Annotated in this window: 21 protein-coding genes and 1 other RNA gene; 7 read left to right on the forward strand and 15 right to left on the reverse strand. The window is 37.9% G+C overall.

From position 1 onward, the window contains the following. Positions 1-353 precede the first annotated feature (353 nt). A complete protein-coding gene (locus ACIQZ2_RS09650; RefSeq protein ID WP_395768648.1) occupies positions 354-902 on the forward strand; it encodes a hypothetical protein in 549 nt (182 codons plus the stop codon). Between the two features lie 81 nt (positions 903-983). Further along, positions 984-1,463: a DUF2147 domain-containing protein gene (locus tag ACIQZ2_RS09655; protein ID WP_395768649.1), complete on the forward strand. Its 480-nt coding sequence runs from the start codon at positions 984-986 to the stop codon at positions 1,461-1,463. A 46-nt stretch (positions 1,464-1,509) separates the two neighbouring features. Here the strand turns inward: ACIQZ2_RS09655 and ACIQZ2_RS09660 are convergent, their stop codons facing one another. The 3 genes from ACIQZ2_RS09660 to ACIQZ2_RS09670 form a co-directional block, all read right to left on the reverse strand. Next, on the reverse strand, positions 1,510-2,535 hold the full coding sequence (locus ACIQZ2_RS09660; protein ID WP_395768650.1) for a DUF6268 family outer membrane beta-barrel protein: 1,026 nt from the start codon (positions 2,533-2,535) through the stop codon (positions 1,510-1,512). A gap of 190 nt (positions 2,536-2,725) precedes the next feature. Then, positions 2,726-3,095, reverse strand: a transfer-messenger RNA (tmRNA) gene (gene ssrA, locus ACIQZ2_RS09665). Positions 3,096-3,116: 21 nt separating this feature from the next. Then, complete coding sequence (locus tag ACIQZ2_RS09670) at positions 3,117-3,590, reverse strand: Lrp/AsnC family transcriptional regulator (protein ID WP_395768651.1); 474 nt, start codon at positions 3,588-3,590, stop codon at positions 3,117-3,119. 205 nt (positions 3,591-3,795) lie between these two features. On the opposite strand from ACIQZ2_RS09670, the gene ald reads away from it, so the two are divergent. Continuing rightward, positions 3,796-4,881 (forward strand): alanine dehydrogenase, encoded by a 1,086-nt coding sequence (gene ald / locus ACIQZ2_RS09675; RefSeq protein ID WP_395768652.1) that lies wholly within the window; start codon positions 3,796-3,798, stop codon positions 4,879-4,881. Here ald and ACIQZ2_RS09680 read toward each other — a convergent pair. Genes ACIQZ2_RS09680 through alaS form a run of 4 tightly spaced genes read right to left on the reverse strand, consistent with a single transcriptional unit; the run spans position 4,871 to position 10,520 of the window. After that, positions 4,871-6,307 carry an ATP-dependent RecD-like DNA helicase gene (locus ACIQZ2_RS09680; RefSeq protein ID WP_395768653.1) on the reverse strand — a complete coding sequence of 479 codons (1,437 nt, stop codon included), beginning with the start codon at positions 6,305-6,307 and terminating at the stop codon, positions 4,871-4,873. The two genes, ald and ACIQZ2_RS09680, sit on opposite strands and share 11 nt — an antisense overlap. Before the next feature lie 9 nt (positions 6,308-6,316). Then, a complete protein-coding gene (locus tag ACIQZ2_RS09685; protein WP_395768654.1) occupies positions 6,317-6,916 on the reverse strand; it encodes an aminotransferase class IV in 600 nt (199 codons plus the stop codon). 2 nt (positions 6,917-6,918) lie between these two features. Beyond that, a complete protein-coding gene (locus tag ACIQZ2_RS09690; RefSeq protein WP_395768655.1) occupies positions 6,919-7,890 on the reverse strand; it encodes an aminodeoxychorismate synthase component I in 972 nt (323 codons plus the stop codon). A 2-nt stretch (positions 7,891-7,892) separates the two neighbouring features. Beyond that, positions 7,893-10,520: an alanine--tRNA ligase gene (gene alaS, locus ACIQZ2_RS09695; protein ID WP_395768656.1), complete on the reverse strand. Its 2,628-nt coding sequence runs from the start codon at positions 10,518-10,520 to the stop codon at positions 7,893-7,895. A gap of 115 nt (positions 10,521-10,635) precedes the next feature. Between alaS and ACIQZ2_RS09700 the strand changes: the two genes are divergently transcribed. Continuing rightward, on the forward strand, positions 10,636-10,959 hold the full coding sequence (locus ACIQZ2_RS09700; protein ID WP_395768657.1) for a MerR family transcriptional regulator: 324 nt from the start codon (positions 10,636-10,638) through the stop codon (positions 10,957-10,959). A gap of 33 nt (positions 10,960-10,992) precedes the next feature. Beyond that, positions 10,993-12,096, forward strand: a complete 1,104-nt coding sequence (dprA, locus tag ACIQZ2_RS09705; RefSeq protein ID WP_395768658.1) for a DNA-processing protein DprA — start codon at positions 10,993-10,995, stop codon at positions 12,094-12,096. Here dprA and pyrE read toward each other — a convergent pair. Beyond that, positions 12,093-12,731, reverse strand: coding sequence for an orotate phosphoribosyltransferase (gene pyrE, locus ACIQZ2_RS09710; RefSeq protein ID WP_395768659.1), 639 nt, complete (start codon positions 12,729-12,731; stop codon positions 12,093-12,095). The genes dprA and pyrE overlap by 4 nt on opposite strands. Positions 12,732-12,825: 94 nt before the next feature. Here pyrE and ACIQZ2_RS09715 point away from each other — a divergent pair, with 94 nt between their 5' ends. Beyond that, positions 12,826-13,521: an NUDIX hydrolase gene (locus tag ACIQZ2_RS09715; protein WP_395768660.1), complete on the forward strand. Its 696-nt coding sequence runs from the start codon at positions 12,826-12,828 to the stop codon at positions 13,519-13,521. On the opposite strand, the gene coaD is transcribed toward ACIQZ2_RS09715, so the two are convergent. Next, the gene (gene coaD, locus ACIQZ2_RS09720; protein ID WP_395768661.1) at positions 13,500-13,958 is read right to left on the reverse strand and encodes a pantetheine-phosphate adenylyltransferase; all 459 of its coding nucleotides are present in this window, start codon (positions 13,956-13,958) and stop codon (positions 13,500-13,502) included. The two genes, ACIQZ2_RS09715 and coaD, sit on opposite strands and share 22 nt — an antisense overlap. Continuing rightward, on the reverse strand, positions 13,955-14,659 hold the full coding sequence (locus ACIQZ2_RS09725) for a DUF3822 family protein (RefSeq protein ID WP_395768662.1): 705 nt from the start codon (positions 14,657-14,659) through the stop codon (positions 13,955-13,957). The genes coaD and ACIQZ2_RS09725 overlap by 4 nt, the downstream gene beginning before the upstream one ends. A gap of 104 nt (positions 14,660-14,763) precedes the next feature. Here ACIQZ2_RS09725 and ACIQZ2_RS09730 point away from each other — a divergent pair, with 104 nt between their 5' ends. Continuing rightward, positions 14,764-16,377 carry an ABC-F family ATP-binding cassette domain-containing protein gene (locus ACIQZ2_RS09730; RefSeq protein WP_395768663.1) on the forward strand — a complete coding sequence of 538 codons (1,614 nt, stop codon included), beginning with the start codon at positions 14,764-14,766 and terminating at the stop codon, positions 16,375-16,377. A gap of 63 nt (positions 16,378-16,440) precedes the next feature. Here the strand turns inward: ACIQZ2_RS09730 and ACIQZ2_RS09735 are convergent, their stop codons facing one another. The 5 genes from ACIQZ2_RS09735 to queA all read right to left on the reverse strand — a co-directional run bounded on the left by ACIQZ2_RS09735 (position 16,441) and on the right by queA (position 23,674). Continuing rightward, positions 16,441-18,063 carry an NADP-dependent glyceraldehyde-3-phosphate dehydrogenase gene (locus tag ACIQZ2_RS09735; RefSeq protein ID WP_395768664.1) on the reverse strand — a complete coding sequence of 541 codons (1,623 nt, stop codon included), beginning with the start codon at positions 18,061-18,063 and terminating at the stop codon, positions 16,441-16,443. Between the two features lie 295 nt (positions 18,064-18,358). Further along, on the reverse strand, positions 18,359-19,540 hold the full coding sequence (locus tag ACIQZ2_RS09740; RefSeq protein ID WP_395768665.1) for an MFS transporter: 1,182 nt from the start codon (positions 19,538-19,540) through the stop codon (positions 18,359-18,361). After that, a complete protein-coding gene (locus tag ACIQZ2_RS09745; protein ID WP_395768666.1) occupies positions 19,540-21,909 on the reverse strand; it encodes an RND family transporter in 2,370 nt (789 codons plus the stop codon). Before ACIQZ2_RS09745 ends, ACIQZ2_RS09740 begins: the two co-directional genes overlap by 1 nt. A 3-nt stretch (positions 21,910-21,912) precedes the next feature. Next, a complete protein-coding gene (locus tag ACIQZ2_RS09750; RefSeq protein ID WP_395768667.1) occupies positions 21,913-22,602 on the reverse strand; it encodes a 2-C-methyl-D-erythritol 4-phosphate cytidylyltransferase in 690 nt (229 codons plus the stop codon). 19 nt (positions 22,603-22,621) lie between these two features. Next, positions 22,622-23,674 (reverse strand): tRNA preQ1(34) S-adenosylmethionine ribosyltransferase-isomerase QueA, encoded by a 1,053-nt coding sequence (gene queA / locus ACIQZ2_RS09755; protein WP_395768668.1) that lies wholly within the window; start codon positions 23,672-23,674, stop codon positions 22,622-22,624. Positions 23,675-23,778 lie beyond the last annotated feature (104 nt).

The following is a 23,778-nucleotide window of genomic DNA, read 5'->3' on the forward strand; positions in this document are numbered from 1 at the left end:
ATAAATAAAATAGACTGCCCAATACTAGGACTGAGACTGAACCAATGGCAATGATTAATTTATTTTTCATGTTTATTTTCTTTAAGATGTTTAACGTTGATTTTATAAAAAAAATCAAGAAAAATAGCGCTGTAAGATTTAATTAGTTAGTTAACGGTTTAAAACAGATTCCTTACTTTAAATTTTAGTAATATGTTTTAACCAATTCAAAATATATTAAACATTATTTACTTTTTGTAGATAAGTTTAATAATATTTTTTTGAGTTTATTTATGAATTAATTGCGCTATTGAACAGTTTTGCATTTCAAAATCTTTTATTTTTCTATTAATGAATCTTAATTTAAGTTAATCATGAAAAAGACACTTTTGGGTGGAGTAGTAGGTGGATTGATTATTTTCATTTGGCAGGCAATATCACACATGGCATTTAATCTGCATGAACCTAGTCAGAAATATTCTCCTGGGCAAGATTCGGTTCTGATTGCATTAAAGACACATATTAAGAACCCGGGTGGGTATATTTTACCTCGAATGAAAGATGAATTATCAATGGATCAAATGGAATCCTTTACTCAATCTATTCAGGGTAAACCTTGGGCTATTATCCGGTATTATGATGCATATGAAGTGGACATGTTATCCAATATGCTTCGTGGAGCGGTGGTCAATATTTTACTTGCTATTTTGTTGATTTGGATAATTAAACACCTTAAAAATCCAACGAGAGGTCTTATTATTAGATTAAGCATTGTCGTTGGGTTCATGGCTTTTGCCAATGTTGCTTACACTGAACATATTTGGTATCCCGTTTTTGATCTGAGAGCGCAATTGATTGACGCAGTTGTAGGCTGGGCTCTTTGCGGAATTTGGCTGGGGTGGTTATTTAAGCGAAAAATTTGATTTCATTTCCTTGCGTGTTTTAATCCAATTGTAGATTTAACTATTGTTTATTAATTTTATCAATCAACATAAATTATGATTATGAAAAATGTATTTTTAATTAAAAGAAAATCTTTTGCTTGGGCTTTGTTAAGTCTTGCGGTATTTGTTTCGGCATCCTCATTTAGTTTTTTGGGTGATAATCCTGATGCCATTGTTGGTGTTTGGAAAACAGGGGAGGGTAATGCCATGGTGAAGATTTATAAGAATGGGGATAAGTATCAAGGCAAAGTGGTTTGGTTAAAAGAACCCATTGACCCTGAAACTGGTAAGCCAAAATTAGATAAGAATCAGTCTGATGAAGCTGCGCGTAAAAGACCCGTATTAGGTTTGATTAATATTTGGGGCTTTGTTCCTAAAGGGAACAATGTGTGGGATGAAGGAAATATTTATGATCCGAAGAATGGAAATACTTATTCTTCTACGATGAAGTTAATCAATAATAATACGTTAGAGGTCCGTGGTTATATTGGCGTTTCTCTAATAGGTAGAACGGATACTTGGACAAGACAAGTGAAGTAATACTAGAGTATTTATAAAAAAAGGCCTCAATAATTGAGGCCTTTTTTTATGGTGAAACGAAATTCAAACTAAAGTTGATATACATCGGATTGCCCAATTGGCTTGTAAAGAATCGATCACTTTCATCTTTCCCGTCAAATTTATTCATTACATCAAATCGGTAATTGTAGCGTAGTCCTGCTTGAACATTAAACCAAAGAAATCCTGTGATTTTTTTATCCCACATGATTCTCGGCTTAAATTCACCGCGCTGAATGAATCCTTCGCCATTTTTACTCTGAGGTAATTTGGTATAAAACTGATTTCCTTCTAATTCGAAGCCAAGCTGTAGCATACTAGATGTGGAGAAGTTGTATCGAACAAATCCTTTGGCAGGCAATAGTAGTTCCATTCCCCAGCGATCATTGAAGGTTTTATTCCAAAGTACTACTGGAACATATATTAATCTACCTGCGCGGTATGTTCTTGCAATACCCGTACCTATCATGTTTGATTCAGATATTTTCCAACCATAAATACCCGTTGCGCTTAAGGTTAATGCTTTTGAATCAATATCGCCTAGCTTTGGGAAGACGCCATTGATATCAGCACTAGCCTGAAAGATTAAGAAATTTCGCTCATTTAGTGGTTTAAAGATTGTTGTATTAATCCCTGTACTCACTAAAGCATTGGATTGTAAAGCACTTACAAATGGATTGTTTACTTGTTTATTTTCAAATGCAAATTGTGAGCTCCAATAATTAGCACCTAACTGCCAAATAAACTTATTCGTAGCAATTACCGGTATGTTCACCTGCGCACGTAACATGTTTACTCGGTTTACATGAAATTCTTGGGGTATTGTATTTGATTCACTGAAACGAATACCTGGCATATGAAAATCGGCATTATAATCGTATCCGATACTTATAATTCGTTGGGGTGTTTGGTTTAATACTTTTTGAGTACAATAACGAATAACACCATCAGCCTCGCCATATTGACTATAGTCTTCTAAAACTTCAGTGGTGTCTGTTTGTGCTTTTACTACCGTAGCAAATGCTAAAATAAAAAGGGTAAATAGTTTTTTCATGGATTTGGGTTTTCAAACAGCCGTAAATATATTGGTAAATCTGTCAAAACGTTAACACCACTGTCATATTTTTGCTTTGTTTCGAGAAATAATATTCTATAAACTTGTGGTTTCTTTGGCTGATTCCATGAAAAAAGGCTTGACAAAAAATTGCCAAGCCTTTTAAAATTGTTTAACCCTACGGGTATTTTCGTGGAATCGGAGGGATTCGAACCCTCGTCCAAACCTAGAAACCTGAAGCTTTCTACACGTTTAGATTTGATCATTTTTCGATGCTCAACAGGTTCAGATCAGACCTTATTAAACACTTATTCGCTGGATACTAATGAACGCTTAGCGAAATCGCATTCATCGACTCTGCATGGTCGACGCCCCAGATTCCCTAGCGGCAGAGTTTGGCCGGGGTGGAACGATGGCAATTGGTTAGTCTATCAGACTAAGCAGCCATGGCATACGAAGTATTGCCAGCTATAATTTGAAGGTTTTTTAAACAGGAAATGCCTCCAACTCCCGACGTGCTTACAACCGATCTACTTAAGCTGTCAAAACCGGTCGATCCCATTGAATGGCAAAGATACAAATTAAATTAACGGCAACGCGGTTGTAGACTTAATTTCATCCATAACAAATAAACTACTGATGTGGGCAACTGATGGCAATACCGCCAATTTTTCTTGGTAAAACCGGTTGTAACTCTCTACATCTGTGCTTAGTACATTTAAATAATAGTCAAAATTACCTGATACCAAATGGCATGAAATGACTTCTGGAAATGCCTTAATTGCCGATTCGAACTCCGTAAAGTTTTTTCTGTTTTGTTTTTCCAAGGTGACCTGACAATGTACAAGTAGACCCAAGTTGAGCTTTTTCCGATTTAACAATCCTACGTATCCTTGAATGTATCCATCTGATTCTAATCTTTTAACCCGATCATGTGTTGGACTTAAGGATAAATTGACCTGTTCGGCAATTTCTTTCAGTGTTTTTTGACTATTTTCTTGAATAATTTTCAATATGCTAATATCCACAGCATCTAAATTGGGTTTATTCGCCATAAAGTTTTCGGTTTATCTGTGATATTCCCCTTGGAATTAGGAAAATTTTTTATCAATATAAATTTAGTTAGAAATTATTTCTTATTTTAAGGTGTGCGACCAAAATATTTATGGCCAGTACTATATTTGTGTTGTATTATACTTCATCAAAGGTAACGGCCAGCGAATTTTTCGTTGGCTGTTCTTATTTATAACCCCATGTCCTATGAATATCGCAGTTCCTAAAGAAATCAAGAATCAAGAGTTTCGAGTGGGTTTAACTCCTGCTGGTGCTCATAGTTTAATTAAGGCTGGTCATACAGTTTATGTGGAAACATTGGCTGGTATAGGCTCAGGATTCCCTGACGAGTCTTATGTACAGGTAGGTGCCTCTATTTTGCCATCTGCTGCTGCTGTTTATGAAATAGCCGATATGATTATCAAGGTCAAAGAGCCATTGCCTATGGAATATGCCTTAATTAAACCGAATCAAATTCTTTTTACGTATTTTCATTTTGCTGCTTCTCGTGAGTTGACAGAGGCTATGATTCAATCCAAAGCTACTTGCATCGCTTATGAAACGGTCGAATTACCTGATCGAACGCTTCCACTTTTAACGCCTATGTCTGAAGTAGCGGGTCGTATGGCCATCCAAGTAGGAGCTTATTTTCTAGGTAAACCCCAAGGTGGTAAAGGCAAAATGTTGGGTGGGGTACCAGGAGTAAAACCTGCCAATGTTTTAATTTTAGGTGGCGGCGTAGTAGGAACTCAAGCGGCAAAAATGGCTGCTGGTTTAGGTGCTAATGTCACCATAATGGATACCAATTTAGCTCGTTTACGTTATTTAAGTGATGTGATGCCTGCGAATGTAGCAACACATTATTCAACGGAATTGGCAATTCAAGAACACCTTCCTCAGGTAGACCTAGTTATTGGTGCTGTTTTATTGCATGGGGCAAAGGCTCCTCACCTTATTAAAAAAGAAGATTTATTGCGTATGCAGCCAGGCACCGTTTTGGTGGATGTGGCTGTTGACCAAGGGGGTTGTATTGAAACGTGTAAGCCTACCACCCATGAAAATCCCGTATTTACCGTTGACGGAATCTTGCACTATTGTGTCGCAAACATGCCGGGAGCCGTGCCTCAAACTTCAACTCAAGCCTTGACGCAAGCTACATTGCCCTATGCCTTGTTGATTGCAAATTATGGATTTGAAGCTGCTTGTGAAAAGAATGAAGCTTTGACTAAGGGCCTTACAATTAAAAATGGCCAACTAGTTGATAATGGCCTTGCAACTTTGTTTAATTTATAAAAAAGCGTTCGTGGAAATTGACTAAAAACAATTCGTGCGTGGCGCGTGTAATGGCTGTATATAACCATCGAATATACTCCGCGTCTACTTGGTCTTCTTTTAAATAGCCTTGGTCAACAAATACGGCCTTCCATTGGCCACCTTGTGATTTATGTGTAGTCAAAGCATAGGCAAATTTGACTTGTAACGCATTTAAATAGGGATCTTTGCGTATGGCTTCTAAGCGTTCTTTCTTTTTTGTTAGGTGTGCATAATCTTCGCATACAGAATCATAAAGCTTTTTGTTCGCTTCTTTTCCTAGCGCTGATTCGGCAGAATGCAAGGTATCTAACAGAATTTTGGCTTCAATCTCAGGATGTTCTTCATAATCGCATAAACGTAGAATAACATTCATGAATCGTAGGCCATGCATTTCTTCTTCTTTTCTAATCTTCATTACTTCCACGAAATCCCCATTTGCAATAAATCCCGCAGGTGAGTCTTCGTCCAACCAATGGTAATTATTTCGAACAATCATTAATAGATCCCCAGATGAAATTTCGTCTTCTTGGTATAGAATTGTCCGACGAACAAATTCGTTGAATTGCACCGCACTTTTATTCGAACGCGTCAATACAATCGTATCCTCCTTGCCAAATTTTCGGTAAGCATAATGCATGCCATCCTCCATTTTTTCACCCGTCATACGAAAAAAGTCCTTAAATGATGCCGTATTAAATTGAATTACATGGGAATTATTGGCCAATAAACCACGTAAATTGGTTGCATTATACAAAATGCCCGAATGAATATCTTGGCGCATGACATCAACTAATTCATGTTCCATAACGTCCATATGAAATTCATTGGCGACATAGTCTTTCGAAAGTGCTGGTGACAAGGTTTTACCTACAGGTGGTAATTGTGCCGTATCTCCCACAAATATCAATTTATTTCCTGTATGTCCATTTTCTGGATTGGTAAATACATATTCAATGAGATCTGTCAATAAACTGTTTTGTCCAAACTCTGACTCATCCGTTATCATGGATGCCTCATCAACAATAAATACCGTATTCGTGGCATAATTATTCATTCGCTGAAATACCAATGCCCCTGAATTAGGGTTACTAACTTGTCGGTAAATCTTTTTATGAATCGTTGAGGCTTTCTTTTTGGAATAATTGGCCATTACTTTGGCCGCCCGCCCCGTTGGTGCCAATAATTGCGTTTTATAGGAAAATGTCCCTAGAATTTTAATTAATGTTGAAATAACGGTTGTTTTTCCGGTACCGGCATAGCCTCGAATAATAAAGGTTAAAGGGGCCCATTCGTCTTCATTGAGAATGAAAGTGCTTAATTTATTGAATAATTCAGCCTGTGAAGGGGTAGGTTCAAAGGGGAATTTCTGGTGCAATAAAAAAGCGGGACTTTTGGTACTACTCATGATGTGAATTTACACAATTGCATCCGTGATGACAATCGAGTTTTCCAGTGATAAAGGGCGAAATACATTTATTAGGCAAATACGCTCATATTGGTGTAATTCCGACACTAAAATATCAGTTTCTTCCACTTGATCAGTGACCAACAAACGGGCGCGCGTTGTTCCCCAATGCATGGGAGCTTCAGGAGTATACCAAATGCCGTCCTTTAAAAAAGCTAAATTCGCGATGGTACAGTCCTGAATAATTCCGTCTTTGTGGAAAATAACTTCGTCTGCATTCGGATGTTCCTCCAATATCGTCTTAAAAAAGCCCCGTTCAGCCCATTTGAACCCATAATCAATTTCACCACTATCTACTAAAGCGAACGTTTGTATGTTCTTGAGCTCATATGGTATTACTTCAATCTTTTGTGGATCTTCGGCATAGATTATGCGTAAGCGGTGAATTCCTTCTTTGGGTAATTCGATTTTTTGAATTTCCTCCATCACATCGAATGCTTCCCATGCTGGGAAAAAGGCATCAAAAGTTTCATTGACACGCATTTGATGATAGTCAACATGCTGAGCTTGTCCTTTACTGATGCAGATGGTTTCTAAAAAAGAGAACATAATTAAAAGGGGAGATATACTTTTTGAATTAATTCGTCATATTCGTTTCGGGCGCTGGCATTCACTGTTAGACCGCCACCACTTTTGAATATTTTGCTATTTCCGCGTTGTTCAATGAAACGAATCATGACACCCGTATCCAAATTTGCACCATCAAATTCGCCCATAATACCGGTGTAAAATCCGCGGTCATATGCTTCCGCTTCTTTGATTATTCGCATGGTAGAGGATTTAGGTGCTCCTGTTATGGAACCAGCGGGTAATAACTTTTGTAGAATTTGACCGATTTTACCTTGAAATTCAGGATGTAATTCCCCAGAAATGACGGATGACATTTGCCAAAGATTCCCTTCATGCGTTTTTACCGCTTCAATGTATTTGTACTTTTCTACGTGAACCGGGAAGGCAACTTGACTCAAGTCATTGCGGATCAAATCAACAATGGTAGCATGTTCGGCCTGTTCTTTAGGGTCATTTTGTAAAATTTCCGGTCCTCGATCATCTACTGCAGATGTTCCTTTCATGGGATATGAATAGATTTTATTTCCTCGTATTTGAATGAAACATTCCGGTGAGAAAACGACAAAATCATCCTCAACATAAAGTTTATATGGCGCTTGGGCTTGTTGGAAAATTAGTTCCAAACTTGCATCTGTCTCAATGGGTGTTTCGGCCGTTAAATTGACTAAAAAACTATCACCATAACGTAATCCAGCTTGAACATGTTGAAATTTGGCATAGTATTCTTCGAATGAGATGGGGCTTTTTGAAAATTGGTAAGCATTCGAATGGATTTGAATTGCTTCCCGAATGGCAAAATGAATTCCCAAAGCATTCGCTTCTTCTCTGGTTCCGCCCCATGCTTTTGTGCCGTCATAATTAATGAAAAACACGAAAGGTATGCCTGAGCTTCCCCATGTATCCAGCTGATCAGATACTTCTGCTAAGGACACATAGGGAATGGATGCAATCATCCTTATAAATAGTTTTGTGCTGATTCAATGACTTTAGTTAAACCTGCTGGATTCTGACCGCCTGCCGTAGCTAAAAAAGCCTGGCCACCACCCCCTCCTTGAACTTCTTTGGCTAATTCGCGAACAATTGTACCAGCGTTCAATGATTTGGAGTCAACCAAATCCTTAGAAATGGCTAAGGCTAAACTAGCCTTTCCGTCAATTTCAGCAACCAATAAACAAAACAAACTTCCTGCTTCAGTCTGTATATCAAAGGCTAAATTCTTCAAAGAATCCGCTGAAGGTACAGAAACTTGTTGAATCAAGGTTGGTACATCATTTTTCGAAACAATTTGATTTACCAAAATGGATTTTAACTCACTGATTTCTTTTGCTTGATAGGACTGTACGGTTTTTTGTAATTGATTATTTTGTTCGATTAAAGAGGCTATGGCTTTCACTAAGTCTTTTGGTGCTTTTAACAAAGCATGTAACTCAGTGATAAGGGCCTCTTGTTCACTTAATAATGCATACGCTTGTTGGGAAGTAATCGCCTCTATTCTACGTACGCCCGTTGCCACTGATGTTTCTGTAATAATTTTACATAAACCAATTTCACCGGTGGCTGGAACATGGGTTCCTCCACAAAGTTCTACAGAATAGTTTTTGTCAAAGGTGATTACACGGACAAAATCGCCGTATTTTTCGCCAAATAAGGCCATAGCACCTTTTTCCTTCGCTTGTGCGATGGGTACATTTCTTTCTTCAAGCAATGGAATATTTTCCGCAATTTTGGCATTAACTATTTGCTCGATTTTTAGGATTTCTTCGTCGCTTACTTTTTGGAAATGAGAAAAGTCGAAACGCAATAAGTCCTGATTGACTAAAGATCCTTTTTGTGCCACATGTTTACCAAGTACTTCTTGCAAAGCAGCTTGCACCAAGTGTGTGGCAGAATGGTTTTGCGTAATTTTCCGACGTCGATTCACATCGATTAAGGCAATTACTTCGGCATCTGTAGCAACCTGTTCAATACGCGCATCACTCAAGAAATGAACAATGAGATCATTCTCTTTTTTCGTATCAAGTACTTGAAGAGAAACGCCTGATGGCTTGAAAGTCAATGTTCCAATATCCCCAACCTGGCCTCCTGATTCAGCATAGAAGGGTGTTGTTTCCAAAACGACTTTATATTGAACGCCAGCCTTATTTTCAATCTTTTGATATTTTAAAACTTGAGTCGTCGTACTTGTTTCATCATAGCCTACAAATGCAACTTCTTCTCCTTCGCGAATAATTACCCAATCGCCAGCACTCGCTCCTGCATCTTTTCGAGAGCGTGCTTTTTGTTCTTGCAATGCTTTGTTGAATCCTGCCTCATCAATATCCAAACCTTTTTCTCGCGCTATCAAAGCCGTTAAGTCGATCGGGAAACCATAGGTGTCATTCAATTCAAATACATCATCTCCTGATAAAACTTTGCTAGAACAATCTTCCATCAACTTGTCTAAACGAATTAAACCAGTTGATAAGGTGCGAAGGAAAGAAACCTCTTCCTCATAAATCACTTTTGCTACAAAAGCTTCTTGAGCGATTAATTCATCAAATACACCGGTGAATTGTTTGGCCAACAAGGGGACTAATTCGTGCATAAATGGCTCTTTAAAGCCTAAATAGGTGTATCCATAGCGTACAGCCCGACGTAAAATACGACGTATTACGTAACCTGCTTTCGCATTGGATGGTAATTGGCCATCAGCAATACAAAAGGCAATGGCACGAATATGATCTGAAATTACGCGCATGGCAATATCTGCCCATTTTTCTTCACCGTATTTTTTCCCTGCTTTTTCAGCTAAGTATTGAATCGTACCTTGAAACACGTCGGTATCGTAGTTGGATTGCTTGCCTTGAATCGCCATGCAAAGGCGCTCAAAGCCCATTCCCGTATCGACGTGTTTGTTTGGTAATGGGACCAATGAACCGTCCGACATACGTTCAAACTGCATGAAAACATTATTCCAAATTTCCACAACCTGAGGGTGATCCGCATTGACTAAGGATTTTCCAGAAACGTTGGCTACCTCATCAGCATTGCGTAAATCAATGTGTATTTCAGAACAAGGGCCGCATGGACCTGTTTCACCCATTTCCCAAAAATTATCTTTTTTATTTCCGTAGATGATTCGATCTTCCCCTACAATCGCTTTCCAAATATCAAAAGCTTCTTGATCGAATGGAACACCATCTTTTTCATCACCTTCAAAAACCGATACATAAATTCGATCTTTCGGTAGTTTAAATACCTCTGTCAACAATTCCCAGGACCAGGTTAATGCCTCTTGTTTGAAGTAATCACCAAAAGACCAGTTGCCCAACATTTCAAACATGGTATGATGGTAGGTATCAAATCCCACATCTTCTAAGTCATTGTGCTTTCCTGATACACGTAAACATTTTTGTGTATCCGCGATGCGCTTCGATGGAGGAGTTCCATTGCCCAAGAAAAAGTCTTTAAATTGCGCCATTCCCGAATTGTTAAACAAAAGGGTTGGGTCATTTTTCGCCACCAAAGGCGCTGAAGGTACAATCAGGTGTCCTTTGGATTTGAAGAAATCTAAAAACTGTTGGCGGATCTCCGTAGAAGTCATTTTCGCTTATTTTGGTATTGGGTTGGTTTAATTGGCTTGCTTGTTTATTTTTGTTTAAACAAGAATAACAAAATTAGTTTTTTTTGATGAATTTTTGAACCAAATAGGGGCTTTTATGAATTTAGACAAGCAATATTATTTGATTTCCGAGGTTGCTGACCTGTTTAAGGTTAATACGTCTAAATTACGTTATTGGGAAACCCAATTTCCGCATTTGTTACCTAAAAGAACTGGGAAGGGGATTCGAAAATATACACCAGTTGATATCGAGAAAATCGCAGTTTTAGTTAACCTAATTGACAAACAAGGACTTACCATCGAAGGTGCCAAATTAGCTATCAAGAAAAATGGTTCTCCCAAAAACCCGAATCAGGTTGTAATTGACCAGTTAGTTGATATTCGACGCTTTTTACAAGTTATTTCTGATGATTTAGCCTAATTCTCTTGTAGCTTGGTTTCTTAATCGAAACGAATGGCATCGGAATTACTTTACCAAATTGCTCTTTCTCGTATTCCTCAAATTGGCGTAGTCAACGCGCGCAGATTAATTGCTTATACTTCATCTGCTGAAGCAATATTTAAAGCGCGTTCATCTGAATTACAGAAAATACCGCACATTGGGCCTGTTTTGGCGCAAGCGGTAACCCAGCAACATGTTTTGCAAGAAGCTGCCAGTATTTTAGATGCTTGCCTCAAAGCCAACATACAAGTACTATTTTATACAGATAAAGTTTATCCTGACCGATTAAAGCAAATTTACGATGCCCCATTGGTACTGTATTTTTCAGGTTCAGTTGATTTAAATCAGGAACGATTCTTGGCTGTGGTGGGCACACGAAAGGCTACAGATTATGGGAAGCGAACTACTCAGAATTTGGTTGCTCAATCTGTGGGTTCTCAAGCACTTTTTATTTCTGGTTTAGCTTACGGGATAGACATTGAAGTACATCGTACCTGTATGCAGTATCAAATTCCCAATATAGCAGTGCTGGCCGGTGGTTTTAATCATATTTATCCTGCCAAGCACAAGCAATATCTGGAAGCCCTCGTTGCACACGGAGGTATTATTTCTGAACATCCGTTGCACCAAAAGTCCGATCCCCGATTTTTCCCATTACGAAATCGAATTATTGCCGGAATGTCTGACGCAACCGTGGTTGTAGAGGCCGCCGAAAAGGGAGGTGCTTTAATTACGGCTGATTATGCCAATAATTACCATCGTGAAGTATTTGCTATTCCTGGGAATCTTGATAAAATGTTTTCGGCAGGATGCAATCGGCTCATTCAAAAAAATAAGGCAGTTATTTATACGGATTTTGATGCATTGTGCCAGCAAATGAATTGGGTGCATGAAGGCCAACAACTTAAACCGACAAAAGGATTGAACTGGTCACGCTTAACGGAAAGCGAAACCGAGATTATGGCTTTGTTAGTCCAAAATGGGGAGATGAATTTAGATACGATTGCGTGGAAGCTACAAAAAAAGGTGACCGATTTGGCGATCACCTTATTGAATTTAGAATTTCAAGGCTTGATTAAGGCGTTGCCGGGTTATGCCTATCGATTAAAAAATTAAATGCCCCATGTGCTTGGGTTAACTCGCCAATCCTGTAGGGTCACTAATTGGGTATCTGATATATAACTCAATTTGATAGCTTCTTCAACTAAAACATCATAACTAGATAAGGTCACTAAGGGTATTCCGGCATTTTGGAAATTTTCATCTGCAATACCAAATCCATAGGTAAATATAGCAGCCATGCCTAAGACTTCCACACCCTCTTTTTGTAAGGCATCTGCTGCTTTCAAAGAACTTCCCCCTGTCGAGATTAAATCTTCAATCAATACAGCTTTTTGTCCTGGTTTTACAAATCCTTCAATTTGATTTCCCATACCATGTTTCTTGGGTTCTGGACGTACATAACAGAATGGTAAATCTAAGAAATCAGCTACCAAGGCTCCTTGTGCTATGCCTGCAGTTGCAACCCCTGCTATCACATCTACGTCTTTAAAATAACCTTTTATTATAGCAGAAAGGCTGTTTTTGATGTAGGTTCTCGCCTCAGGATCAGACAAGGAAATCCGATTATCACAATAAATGGGTGATTTCCAACCGGATGCCCAAGTAAATGGTTGGTCAGGACGCAGTTGGATTGCTTTGATTCGTAATAAATGTTGGGCAACTTCTTGTGAAATGGTCAAATTGGACATGCGATATTGTTTCTAGTAGATAATTACAAAAATAGTTTTTTCGGCTTATCTTATCATTATTTAATTCTATTTTTGCCAAAATTAAATTTCCATAATGGTCATTTTTATTGACGATCGCCCGATCAAATTAATTAATCGTAAGAAAAAGCATAGCTATCCGCCGATGGAGGATTTTGATGTGATTATTGATGGTCGATTAAAGCCGATTAAAATTGCGGATTTTAAAGGACATACTTGTCTTTTAAATGTTAGCGTGGATCAAATGGAGAAGATAATTGAAGAATTACACGGCAAGAAACCTTTCGATTTTCATTCTTTGTATATATTGACAGGTATCAAACAAGCCCTAAAAGAGAAGATTTGTTCCTTATATACGGTTATTGAGGCTGCTGGCGGAGTTGTTCAGAATGAATCTGACGAGGTTTTATGGATTTACAGATTAGGTAAATGGGATTTGCCAAAAGGGAAGTTAGAGAAAAATGAAAATTTCAAGAGTGCTGCGGTACGCGAAGTCGCAGAAGAGTGTAATGTTAAAGCATCTCTAATTGATAAGGTTTGTACTACCTATCATACCTATTCACACAAAAACCAACGGATCTTAAAAAAGACAAAATGGTATAGCATGCGAAGTAAGCATGTGGATAAATTGATTCCTCAATCTGAAGAGCACATTGAAAAAGTTGAATGGCTATCTCAAATTGCCATGAATAAAGCAATATCAGATACCTATTCGTCGATACGCTACGTAATTATCAAGTTTCAAGAAACTCAGATTCCGTCTAAAGTATAGGGTAAATATTGGTCGATTTGGCTACCATAGCGATGTAAATCGCGAATAATCGTAGAGCTGATAGGGGCTAAATGGGGTGAGGTAATCAGGAAGACCGTTTCAAGTTCCCCGTTGATATGCCGATTAACTTGCGAAATCGAGTTTTCATATTCGAAATCAGTTGTATTGCGTAATCCCCTTATAATGAATTTAGCACCCACTTCCTTGGCGACATTCGCAGTAAGGTCTTGATAGGTAACAACACGAACAGGCATTCCTTGAAAGGTATTCTCGATGTATCCCTTCATCTTTTCTAAATTGAAATACCTATTTTTGTTTGAATTTTGTCCTATTCCAATGACAATTTCATCGAATAATGTCAGAGCTCTCAGGACAATATCCTCATGTCCTTTGGTGAATGGGTCAAAAGATCCTGGGAAAAAGGCTGTTTTTTTCATGCTAGTGGTATGTTCAATCGAATTAAATTTTCGATAAGTTCTTGATTTTGGGCGTCTGGACCTTGAATTCGAATGGATTCTTGATTCCATTGAATGTTAAATGCATCACGAATTGAATGCAGATAAAAGGCTAGGGCTAATTCATGTTCGTATGGGAAAACGTTAATTAATTGAAGTTTTCCATGTTGAAAATAAGTAATATAGGCATGGCTCTCTTGTAAAAAGATGTGTATTCTTGGGTGAATATACAATTTAGCTTTTTGAATTTCATTGCCTAGTATATGCTGGTAGTTGATTTTTGCAAGTGGGAAAATAGCCGATAACTGATCTTTCCAACTACTTGAAACTAAAAATAACATAGTTGATTCCACTAAACTGCAGGATTGTTCATGCATTTCCACCCCATCCATACAATTCTCCCCAAGTGCTTTCTCTAAAAAAGCCATACGATACAAAGGGTCATTGTAAGCGTTAGGTACTAACAAAAAAGCAGGATGAACGATTTCAATTTCTACGACTTGTACACTGGATTTATCTATTTGAAATGCTTCCAACTGCTTTATCAGGCTCTGAGTGGCGTTTTTCCAATAATTCACTTTTTCTCCAGGCAATCGAATTCCTTGCTCACTAACCTGTAAAAATAAGGTAGTTGGCGCAATAACCGGATTCGTTGGTAAGTCTGTTTGCAAGGTTGATTTCAATCAAAGTGCCCGAAATTGCAAAAAAAATAGGACAATAGATAAAAAATAGAATTTTTTTCTAGCCTCAAAATGCGTAATTTTGCGCCCTATTTAATCCAATTCGTATGTTATCAGTATCAAACGTTTCCCTTCGTTTTGGGAAAAGAATATTATTTGAAGAAGTAAATATCAAGTTTACCGAAGGTAACTGTTATGGTCTTATTGGGGCTAATGGTGCGGGAAAATCAACTTTTCTAAAAATTCTGTCCGGTGAAATTGATTCTCAAACCGGAAGTATTTCAATGAATCCGGGAGAACGGATGTCGATATTGAAGCAAAATCACTTCGAGTATGAGGAGTTTCCTGTGCTTCAAACCGTTATCATGGGCAATAAGCGTCTTTATGATATCATGCAAGAAAAGGATGCCATTTACATGAAGGAAGATTTTACAGAAGCGGATGGAAATAAAGCAGCGGATTTAGAGGCTGAATTTGCCGAGTTAAATGGATGGGAAGCAGAGTCTGAAGCGGCAACTTTACTGAGTGGACTAGGCATTAAGGAAGATATCCATTATACATTGTTGCGTGATTTAAATGGTTCTGAGAAAGTGAAGGTGCTTTTAGCTCAAGCGCTTTTTGGAAATCCTGATATTCTTTTATTGGATGAGCCTACGAATAACTTGGATATTGATTCGATTCTTTGGTTAGAAGGCTTTTTACAAAACTTTAAAAATACGGTTATTGTTGTTTCTCACGATCGTCACTTCTTGGATAATGTGTGTACCCACATTGCCGATTTAGATTTTGGGAAAATTCAACTATATGGAGGGACTTATACTTTCTGGTATGAATCCTCTCAATTAGCAGCGCGTCAGCGTCAAGATCAGAATAAAAAAACGGATGAAAAACGGAAAGAATTGGAAGAATTCATCCGTCGATTCTCTGCGAATGTAGCCAAGTCGAAGCAAGCGACTTCTCGTCAAAAGATGTTGGATAAATTGCAAGTAGATGACATTAAGCCATCATCAAGAAAATATCCATTTATCAACTTTAAACCTGAACGTGAAGCTGGTGATCAACTGTTGAGTGTTGAAAATTTATCGGCAAGCACGGAGGATGGAGTTCCATTATTTACGAATGTGTCTTTCACGATAAACAAAGGCGACAAAGTGGCTTTTTTAGCTAAAGATTCATTAGCCATTACTGCATTGTTTGACATTTTAATGGGGGAGGCTAAAGCTACATCTGGTGAATTCAAGTGGGGGGTTACTACCACACAAACTTATTTGCCCAATGATAACGCTGCATATTTCAATGATGATTCTATGAATTTGGTTGATTGGTTGCGCCAATATTCGGTTGAGAAAGATGAAAGTTTTATTCGTGGCTTCTTAGGCCGCATGTTATTCTCTGGGGAAGAGGCTTTGAAAAAGTCTACAGTCATTTCAGGAGGAGAGAAACAACGCTGTATGTTTTCTCGCATGATGCTTTCCGGAGCAAACGTATGTCTATTTGATGAGCCTACAAATCACTTGGATTTGGAATCAATTACCGCATTGAATAATGGAATGGTTGAGTTTCCGGGAACGATTTTATTCACTTGCCATGACCACCAACTGACAAATACGGTTGCCAATCGGGTGATTGAATTGGGTTCTAACTCACATTTGGATAAATTAATGACGTATGATGAATACATTATGGATTCTGCTGTAAAAGCTCAACGGGCAAAATTATAATCTAATTTCCTGAAGCATAAAAAAAGCCTCGATTTTTGTCGAGGCTTTTTTTATTGCGTTTATCTATAAAATGAACCGAGTTGAAAGGAAGTTTGATTGTTGGTTTTCAACGATTTGATTTACCAAATCCTTATTCAGTTGGTTTGCTTTCGTCGCAACCACGGTACGAATCGAGAATGAACGTAATGCGGCAGTTACGGATAAGGTTCCTTCTGCAGAATCTTTACGACCCGTGAATGGGAATGAATCCGGCCCGCGTTGACATTGAGCATTTATATTAACTCGGGAAACTTGATTTACCGTCTCATCAATCAACTCAGAGATTTGGTTAACATCTGTTCCAAATATAGCAACTTGTTGGCCGTGTGACGACTCATGAATGTATTCAATGGGGGTAGCTAAATCCTCAAAAGGAACAACTGGAACCACTGGTCCAAACTGTTCTTCATGCCAAACTTTCATTTTAGTATTCACCGGATATAATAATGCCGGAAAGAATAGGGATTTGAAGTTTTCACCCCCGTGCTTATTGATCACCTTTGCCCCGTGTAATTTGGCATCTTCGATCAATTCTTTCAGGTAAGCGGGCTTATTGGGTTCAGGTAGGGGAGTAATTTGTACGCCTGGTTCCCACATCATGCCAATTTTCAATGTTTCAATTTTTTCTGCTAAACCTTTGTTAAATGCCTCAGCTAAAGATTTATGAACAAAAATAATTTTAATCGCCGTACAACGTTGGCCATTGAAGGATAACGAACCCAATAAACATTCATTAATTGCTACGTCTAATTGTGCACTCTCCGTTACGATCGCCGCGTTTTTAGCATCAAGCCCTAAAATGGCACGTAAACGATTTACCTTAGGGTGCATTTTCTTCAACTTGTCGGCAACTTTAGAAGAACCAATTAAGGTTAACACATCGATTTTGCCTGACTCCATTAACTGAGGAATGATTGAATTTCCGCGACCATACAAAGTATTAATTACCCCTGCAGGGAATGAATCTTTGAAAGCTTGTAAAAGTGGGTAATGTAATAATGTACCGTGTTTTGGTGGTTTGAAAAGTACGGTGTTTCCCATGATTAGCGCAGGAATCAATGTTGTGAAGGTTTCATTCAATGGATAGTTGAATGGTCCCATACACAATACGACACCTAAGGGTGAACGACGCACTTGTCCTATAATTCCTTCTTCAATCAAGAAAGTTGACGAGGTACGATCGATATCTTTTAAAGCACCAATTGTATCGTAAATGTATTGAACGGTACGATCAAATTCCTTTTGAGAATCACCTAAAGATTTACCGATTTCCCACATAAGAAGTTTAACAACTTCATCACGTTTTTGAATCATCTTTTGAGTAAATTTTTCCACGCATTCGATTCGTTGGCTTACCGACATAGACGGCCATTCGCCGCGACCATTTGAATACGCTTTAACACCGGCGTACAGTACTTCCATGGCATCAGTAGCATCTGTAATTGGATAGGATCCAATGCGTTTTTGCTCAAAACCTTTGGCTGATTGTACGTAGATAGGCGACCAAACATCTTGGGTTTTGCCATTCCATTTGCGCATTTCTCCGTTGACCAAATATTCACGTTGCTCGATCGGTTGCGTTAAATCAAATTCTTTGGGGATATCTGTTGCTTTGGGAAACAGATTTTCTAAATCACTCGCTTGCATATTGAATTGTTGTATTATTTCCAAACACAAATCTCATGGATTTGTTTCTTTTACCTATTCTAAAGATTTATTTATTTAAATATTGCAATAAAATATCGTAAAAGTTTAAAAATTAAACGCTTAAAACGTATTTTTTAAAATGTATTTACGTCGTATTTTATTGAGTTGGAATTTATATTGTTCTGTAAAGCTATTCGGATGCATCTGATTAAAAGCATTTTCCCAAGTCAAAAATTGACTCAATTCTGCTACTTTAAATGCTTCAGAATTTATGTTTTTACTCATGAGATAGTCTTCAAATTTCATTTTTTTGCCAGTTTTTGAAATAGTTTAACAATAGAACAAACGAAGTAATTGCGAATAATCCAGATAGAATAAAGGGGATTGGGATTCTTTCTTGCAAACCCTCATAAATTATTCCAGAGAAAAATGCCCCTAACCCTATTCCAAGCTCTAATGCGATATACATGGTGGCCATTGCCCTCCCCATATGATTTTTATGAGCTAAATCAGTCGTCCAAGCCGCTAAAGTTGGGGTATTGAATCCCCAGGCAATACCAAAAAGTACAGCGGAAAGAACCACGGTAAAACTATTTAAATCAATAAGCATGACACCCATGGAGGCAGTTAATATTAATGTAGAAATTAACAGGATAGGAATGCGCCCATATTGATCTGAACTTTTCGAGAAGAATATGCGTACTAAAATGGATGCAATGGTATAAATCGTAAAGTATAGCCCTTTGTTATGCCATCCAATTAATTTAGAGATATCAGGTAATAGGGTAACGATTACGCCAGATGAGAAAGAAACGAGCAGCATAATCCAAAATACGGGTAAAATTTTTGGTTCAAATACATCATCCCAAGAAATTTTGAAAAGCCTCAAGGAGAACTTGGATTTCATCGCCTTCGGCAAGGTTTCCTTCATGCGCATCAAGATTAAAATTGAGAATAAAGCAAATAAGGATGAAATCCAAAACATTTCTTGCAGGCCTACTGTACTCGCTAAATAGCTACCAATCGCAGGCCCGATGGACATGCCTGTCGCTGTGAATATGCCTAATCCACCTTGAGCTTCTCCTCGGCGGTTTTCTGGAATTATATCGGCAACATAAGCGGCGGTTGCTGTAGGTTTTGTACCTGTAGACATTCCGTGTAAGAAGCGAAGAAATAGAAACCCTTGTACGGTATGAATTAATGGATACAATCCCCCACATATAAAGCAGACAATGGATCCGAACGCCATAACGGGGACGCGACCGATGTGGTCTGTAAGTTTACCAGAAAATGGTCTACTTAATCCTGCAGTGAGCGTAAATAAGGCGATGGTGTAACCAATGTAGGCTTTTCCTCCCATGCTTGCCAAATAATCAGGCAATTCAGGAATTATCATTGAAAAACTAGCTGAGAATAAAAAATTACTAAGACATAGCAACCAAAATTGAAGGGTATAAATGGTTTTTGTTTCCTCCATTATACTTCTTCAATTAATGACTCAACCTCTTTTTTATTCATTCCCATGAGGAAAGCGGGTAATAGCACAAGGTTACAAAACATTGCCATTAAAAGGGTAATTGAAACCAAAACCCCCAAAGCTTGGGTTCCTTTGAACGTAGATGCAGTAAAGATGAAAAAACCAAAAAACAGAATCATAGCCGTATAAAACATAGATACGCCTGTTTTTTGAATAGTAATCTGAACTGCTAATTTTACATTATTGGCATTCTTCAGCCACTCCTCTTTGTACCGGGTTAAAAAATAGATGGTCCCGTCACTTGAGATACCAAATGCAATGGAAAAAATCAAAATTGTACTAGGTTTTAGCGCGATGTGAAAATAGCCCATTAATCCTGCCGTAATGATAAGTGGAATAAGGCTTGGGAGGGTGGATATAATAACCATTTTCCAACTCCTGAACAAAAATGCCATTAAAACGCAAATCAAAAATATGGCGGTAAGTGTACTTTCAATTAGGTTCCGTTGCAAGTATTCTGTTTGAAATGCATAAATGACTGAATTGCCTGTTACTTTGGCATTGTAGGCACGCTTGTCGGTCACTGGAAGGATTTCTCCTGTCTCGACATCTGTTCGAAATATACTATCAATCTTGGGTTGAATTTCATTAAAAAGTTGTCTGGTACGCACTGTACCCACATCTGCCATTTGAAAACTAATGCGTGTAAATCTTTTCTCTTTATCTAAAAAACCGTTGAAAAGATTATTTTTCCCATTTAAACTGCTGTTAAACTCTTTAAGCTTTGATAATTCATCAATTCCTGGTAGCGTAAAATATTTTGGATCGCCGCCACGATACACTTGATACAAGTACTTGGTTGCTGTGAGTAGGGAAATTCCTTGAGTGAATTCTGGATATTTTGCGAGAAGTTTTTCTGTACGTTTCATTTTTGACAATATTTCAGGTGTCAAGGCCCGCCCAGCTTCATTCGCATCAATGGAAACCTCAAATGGCATGACTCCCTTGAAATGTTTTTCAATGAATTTAAGATCAGTATAAATGGCATTATCCTGTGGTAAATCATCTACAATGTATCCCACCGCTTCGATTTTGGTTAAGCCATAAAGTGAAATGCTTAAAATAATTCCAATGATTCCATATATATACCGACGATGATTAAACACCCAGGTTTCGACAAAAGCTAACACCTTGTTGACCTTTTTAGACTCGAAATGTGCCAAATCCTTTGCTTTGGGCGGATTTAAATAACTAAAAAAGATGGGGATTAGCAGAAGGGAGAGCAAGAATGTCAGCATGACATTTAGCGCTGCAACAACACCAAACTCGACCAATAGAGCTGATCCCGTAAAGGCAAAAACACCAAAACCAATGGAGGTAGTTAAATTGGCCAAAAACAATGTTCGCCCGACTGTTCCTGTGCTTTCAATTAAAGAGGCTTCTTTGTTTTGTGTAATTAGATAGGTTTCGTGGTATTTATTCAATAAAAATATGGCATTGGGAACCCCGATAACAACAATAAGTGGGGGTATTAAGCCAGAGAGTAAGGTTATTTTATAGCCAAAAAATACAATGGTAGCTAGGGAGGCGACTATGCCTATTAAAATGACGATTAAAGCAAAGAAAACAACTTTTACTGATCTGAAAAAGTAAAATAGGATAAGTGAAGTAACGAAAATGGCAAGACCTAAAAACAATACAAGTTCATTGGTGACCTGCGCAGTTAATTCAGTTCGGATAAATGGCATTCCAGAATAATGAACTGGATGTTTTGTCCTTTGAGCATAATCATCCCCCAGTTTTTTAATGTTTTTTACTAAGGTTATTCTGCTTTTATTATTTATTGTTTTTTGGTCCAATGTAATTAACATCATATGGACCTTGAGATCTTCGGTATAAAGAAAATTTCGGTAGATAGGCAGTTGGGCCAATCGATCTTTTAATTGATTCAGCTGAACTTGTGAACTTCGATCATTTCCTTCATAAGCCAATTTAGATTTAAATTGATTTGCTGAACTATCAAGATATAAAATGGGTAGGTTGGGTAATGCTAAAATAGATTTAATTCCAGCTTGATGCTTTACATCTTGGTATAATTTATTCCAAGCATCAAATTCGGTAGGCGTAAAGATTTCAGGATTTTCAAGGCCTATGACCATGATGTTACCATCTTCGCCATATTTCTTCTTAAATGACTCATACAATTGGAAACGTTCATCCGTTTTGGGGAGAATTTTAGCTAATTCATAGCTCAATTGTATTTGACTTGCTTCATATATGAAAGCGACCGTTAGCGCACTTATGGTAATTAAAATACCAATTTTATAGGCCAAAATTTGATTTGCAATCCAATTCCAAGTCTTATTCATATTTCACTTAGGTTGTAATATCGATTCTGCCACGAGCAAATCCTCCGGCGTCGTTATTTTTAAATTCGTATAGGTGCCTTCTATCAAATGAATGGTTTCTCCTGTAGCCTCAATTACACTCGCATCATCTGTAAAGAGTGGAGAAAATTCTTGATCGAATGCTTTTTTTAGACTTGAAAGTGCGAAAATTTGCGGGGTTTGGATGATTTTCACCTCGTCGCGCAAGACCGACTTGAAACTTTGAGATTCCGAATCCCAAAAGCGAATAGAATCTTTACTTGATACAGCTACTACACAATTCCCAACTTTTTCTGCATGCGAGAATGCTTTATTTATCGTTTCTGGATCAATTAATGGGCGTACGCCATCATGTATTGCTACCAAACATTCTTCCCTGTCAACGAGGGTGTTAATACCATTTTTACTCGAATGAAAACGTGTTTCACCCCCAGCAACCACTTGATGAGGTGCCTTTTGTTCAATTTCAGGGAATTGTTTACATAATGCCTGCCAATAATCGATTTGATTGGCTGGAAGTACAACGATTAATGTTGTACTCGGGTCTGCGACTTTGAAAGCCAAAAGCGTATGAAATAAAATGGGTTTGTTTCGAAGAAGCAAAAACTGTTTTGCGACGGAGCTGTTCATTCGCTGTCCAGAACCTCCTGCCACAATTATTGCTATTTTTTTCAAAACAAACCCTTTTAGATGATTAAATGATTAACATCACGTCGCCATAGCTAAAGAATCGGTATTTCTCTTTAATGGCTTGTTTATAAGCTTCTTGTACTAATTCATAACCACCAAAAGCTGAAGTCATCATTAATAAAATCGATTCAGGTAAATGGAAGTTGGTCAATAAGGCCGTAGGAATCTTGAACTCGTATGGTGGGAAAATGAATTTATCTGTCCAGCTATTGATGGGTTTTAAGTGACCACTTGCTGATACCGATGATTCCAATGCCTTCATTACCGTTGTTCCGATAGCTAATACTTGTTTTTTATTGTCTATCGCATCATTTACGTACGTACAAGTATCGGGTTCAATCATGAAATGTTCCGAATCTGTTTTATGTTTTGTTAAATCCTCAACATCTACTTGACGAAATGTCCCCAGACCAATGTGTAGGGTAATAGGGGAGAATTGAACACCATTTAATTCCATTTTTCTCATAACGATTTTCGAAAAATGAAGTCCGGCAGTTGGCGCCGCAACAGCACCAATGTGTTCAGCATAAATCGTTTGAAAACGTTCCCGGTCATCTTCTACAGCAGCACGTTTGAAACGAATTTCATCGGGTAGCGGTGTCTCTCCTAGCTCATGAATTGTTTGCATTAATGCATCATGGTCGCCATCATATAGGAATCGGATTGTTCTTCCACGTGAGGTTGTATTATCAATAACTTCAGCAACTAAATCTGAATCACCGAAATACAATTTATTCCCCACGCGAATTTTACGTGCTGGATCTACCAATACATCCCATAGGCGATGTTCGCGATTTAATTCACGCAATAAAAAGACTTCAATTTGTGCGCCAGTTTTTTCCTTGTTTCCATATAGGCGCGCAGGGAATACTTTTGTATTGTTAGTAACTAATACATCTCCTTCACCGAAATAGTCAACGATATCAGTAAATTTCTTATGTTCAATTGTTTTCTCTTTACGGTTCACAACCATCATACGTGCATCTTCACGATTTTCAGTTGGGTTTAAAGCAATGAGACTTTGGGGTAAATCAAATCTGAATTCAGATAATTTCATTCGGATGGGTTTATGTGTATTAAGGCAAAAAGCATTTTTGCAATTTGCATATTATTAGCAATTTGCAAATATACACTATTCAAGGGGGGCTTGTCAAGACATAT

Origin of the sequence: Aquirufa sp., from assembly GCF_044342065.1 — a bacterium.
Taxonomy (GTDB): domain Bacteria; phylum Bacteroidota; class Bacteroidia; order Cytophagales; family Spirosomataceae; genus Aquirufa.

Coding starts and splice junctions, on each gene's coding strand:
- ACIQZ2_RS09650 (WP_395768648.1), top strand. CDS start 354: ATGAAAAAGACACTTTTGGGTGGAGTAGTAGGTGGATTGATTATTTTC.
- ACIQZ2_RS09655 (WP_395768649.1), top strand. CDS start 984: ATGAAAAATGTATTTTTAATTAAAAGAAAATCTTTTGCTTGGGCTTTG.
- ACIQZ2_RS09660 (WP_395768650.1), bottom strand. CDS start 2,535: ATGAAAAAACTATTTACCCTTTTTATTTTAGCATTTGCTACGGTAGTA.
- ACIQZ2_RS09670 (WP_395768651.1), bottom strand. CDS start 3,590: ATGGCGAATAAACCCAATTTAGATGCTGTGGATATTAGCATATTGAAA.
- ald (WP_395768652.1), top strand. CDS start 3,796: ATGAATATCGCAGTTCCTAAAGAAATCAAGAATCAAGAGTTTCGAGTG.
- ACIQZ2_RS09680 (WP_395768653.1), bottom strand. CDS start 6,307: ATGAGTAGTACCAAAAGTCCCGCTTTTTTATTGCACCAGAAATTCCCC.
- ACIQZ2_RS09685 (WP_395768654.1), bottom strand. CDS start 6,916: ATGTTCTCTTTTTTAGAAACCATCTGCATCAGTAAAGGACAAGCTCAG.
- ACIQZ2_RS09690 (WP_395768655.1), bottom strand. CDS start 7,890: ATGATTGCATCCATTCCCTATGTGTCCTTAGCAGAAGTATCTGATCAG.
- alaS (WP_395768656.1), bottom strand. CDS start 10,520: ATGACTTCTACGGAGATCCGCCAACAGTTTTTAGATTTCTTCAAATCC.
- ACIQZ2_RS09700 (WP_395768657.1), top strand. CDS start 10,636: ATGAATTTAGACAAGCAATATTATTTGATTTCCGAGGTTGCTGACCTG.
- dprA (WP_395768658.1), top strand. CDS start 10,993: ATGGCATCGGAATTACTTTACCAAATTGCTCTTTCTCGTATTCCTCAA.
- pyrE (WP_395768659.1), bottom strand. CDS start 12,731: ATGTCCAATTTGACCATTTCACAAGAAGTTGCCCAACATTTATTACGA.
- ACIQZ2_RS09715 (WP_395768660.1), top strand. CDS start 12,826: ATGGTCATTTTTATTGACGATCGCCCGATCAAATTAATTAATCGTAAG.
- coaD (WP_395768661.1), bottom strand. CDS start 13,958: ATGAAAAAAACAGCCTTTTTCCCAGGATCTTTTGACCCATTCACCAAA.
- ACIQZ2_RS09730 (WP_395768663.1), top strand. CDS start 14,764: ATGTTATCAGTATCAAACGTTTCCCTTCGTTTTGGGAAAAGAATATTA.
- ACIQZ2_RS09735 (WP_395768664.1), bottom strand. CDS start 18,063: ATGCAAGCGAGTGATTTAGAAAATCTGTTTCCCAAAGCAACAGATATC.
- ACIQZ2_RS09740 (WP_395768665.1), bottom strand. CDS start 19,540: ATGGAGGAAACAAAAACCATTTATACCCTTCAATTTTGGTTGCTATGT.
- ACIQZ2_RS09745 (WP_395768666.1), bottom strand. CDS start 21,909: ATGAATAAGACTTGGAATTGGATTGCAAATCAAATTTTGGCCTATAAA.
- queA (WP_395768668.1), bottom strand. CDS start 23,674: ATGAAATTATCTGAATTCAGATTTGATTTACCCCAAAGTCTCATTGCT.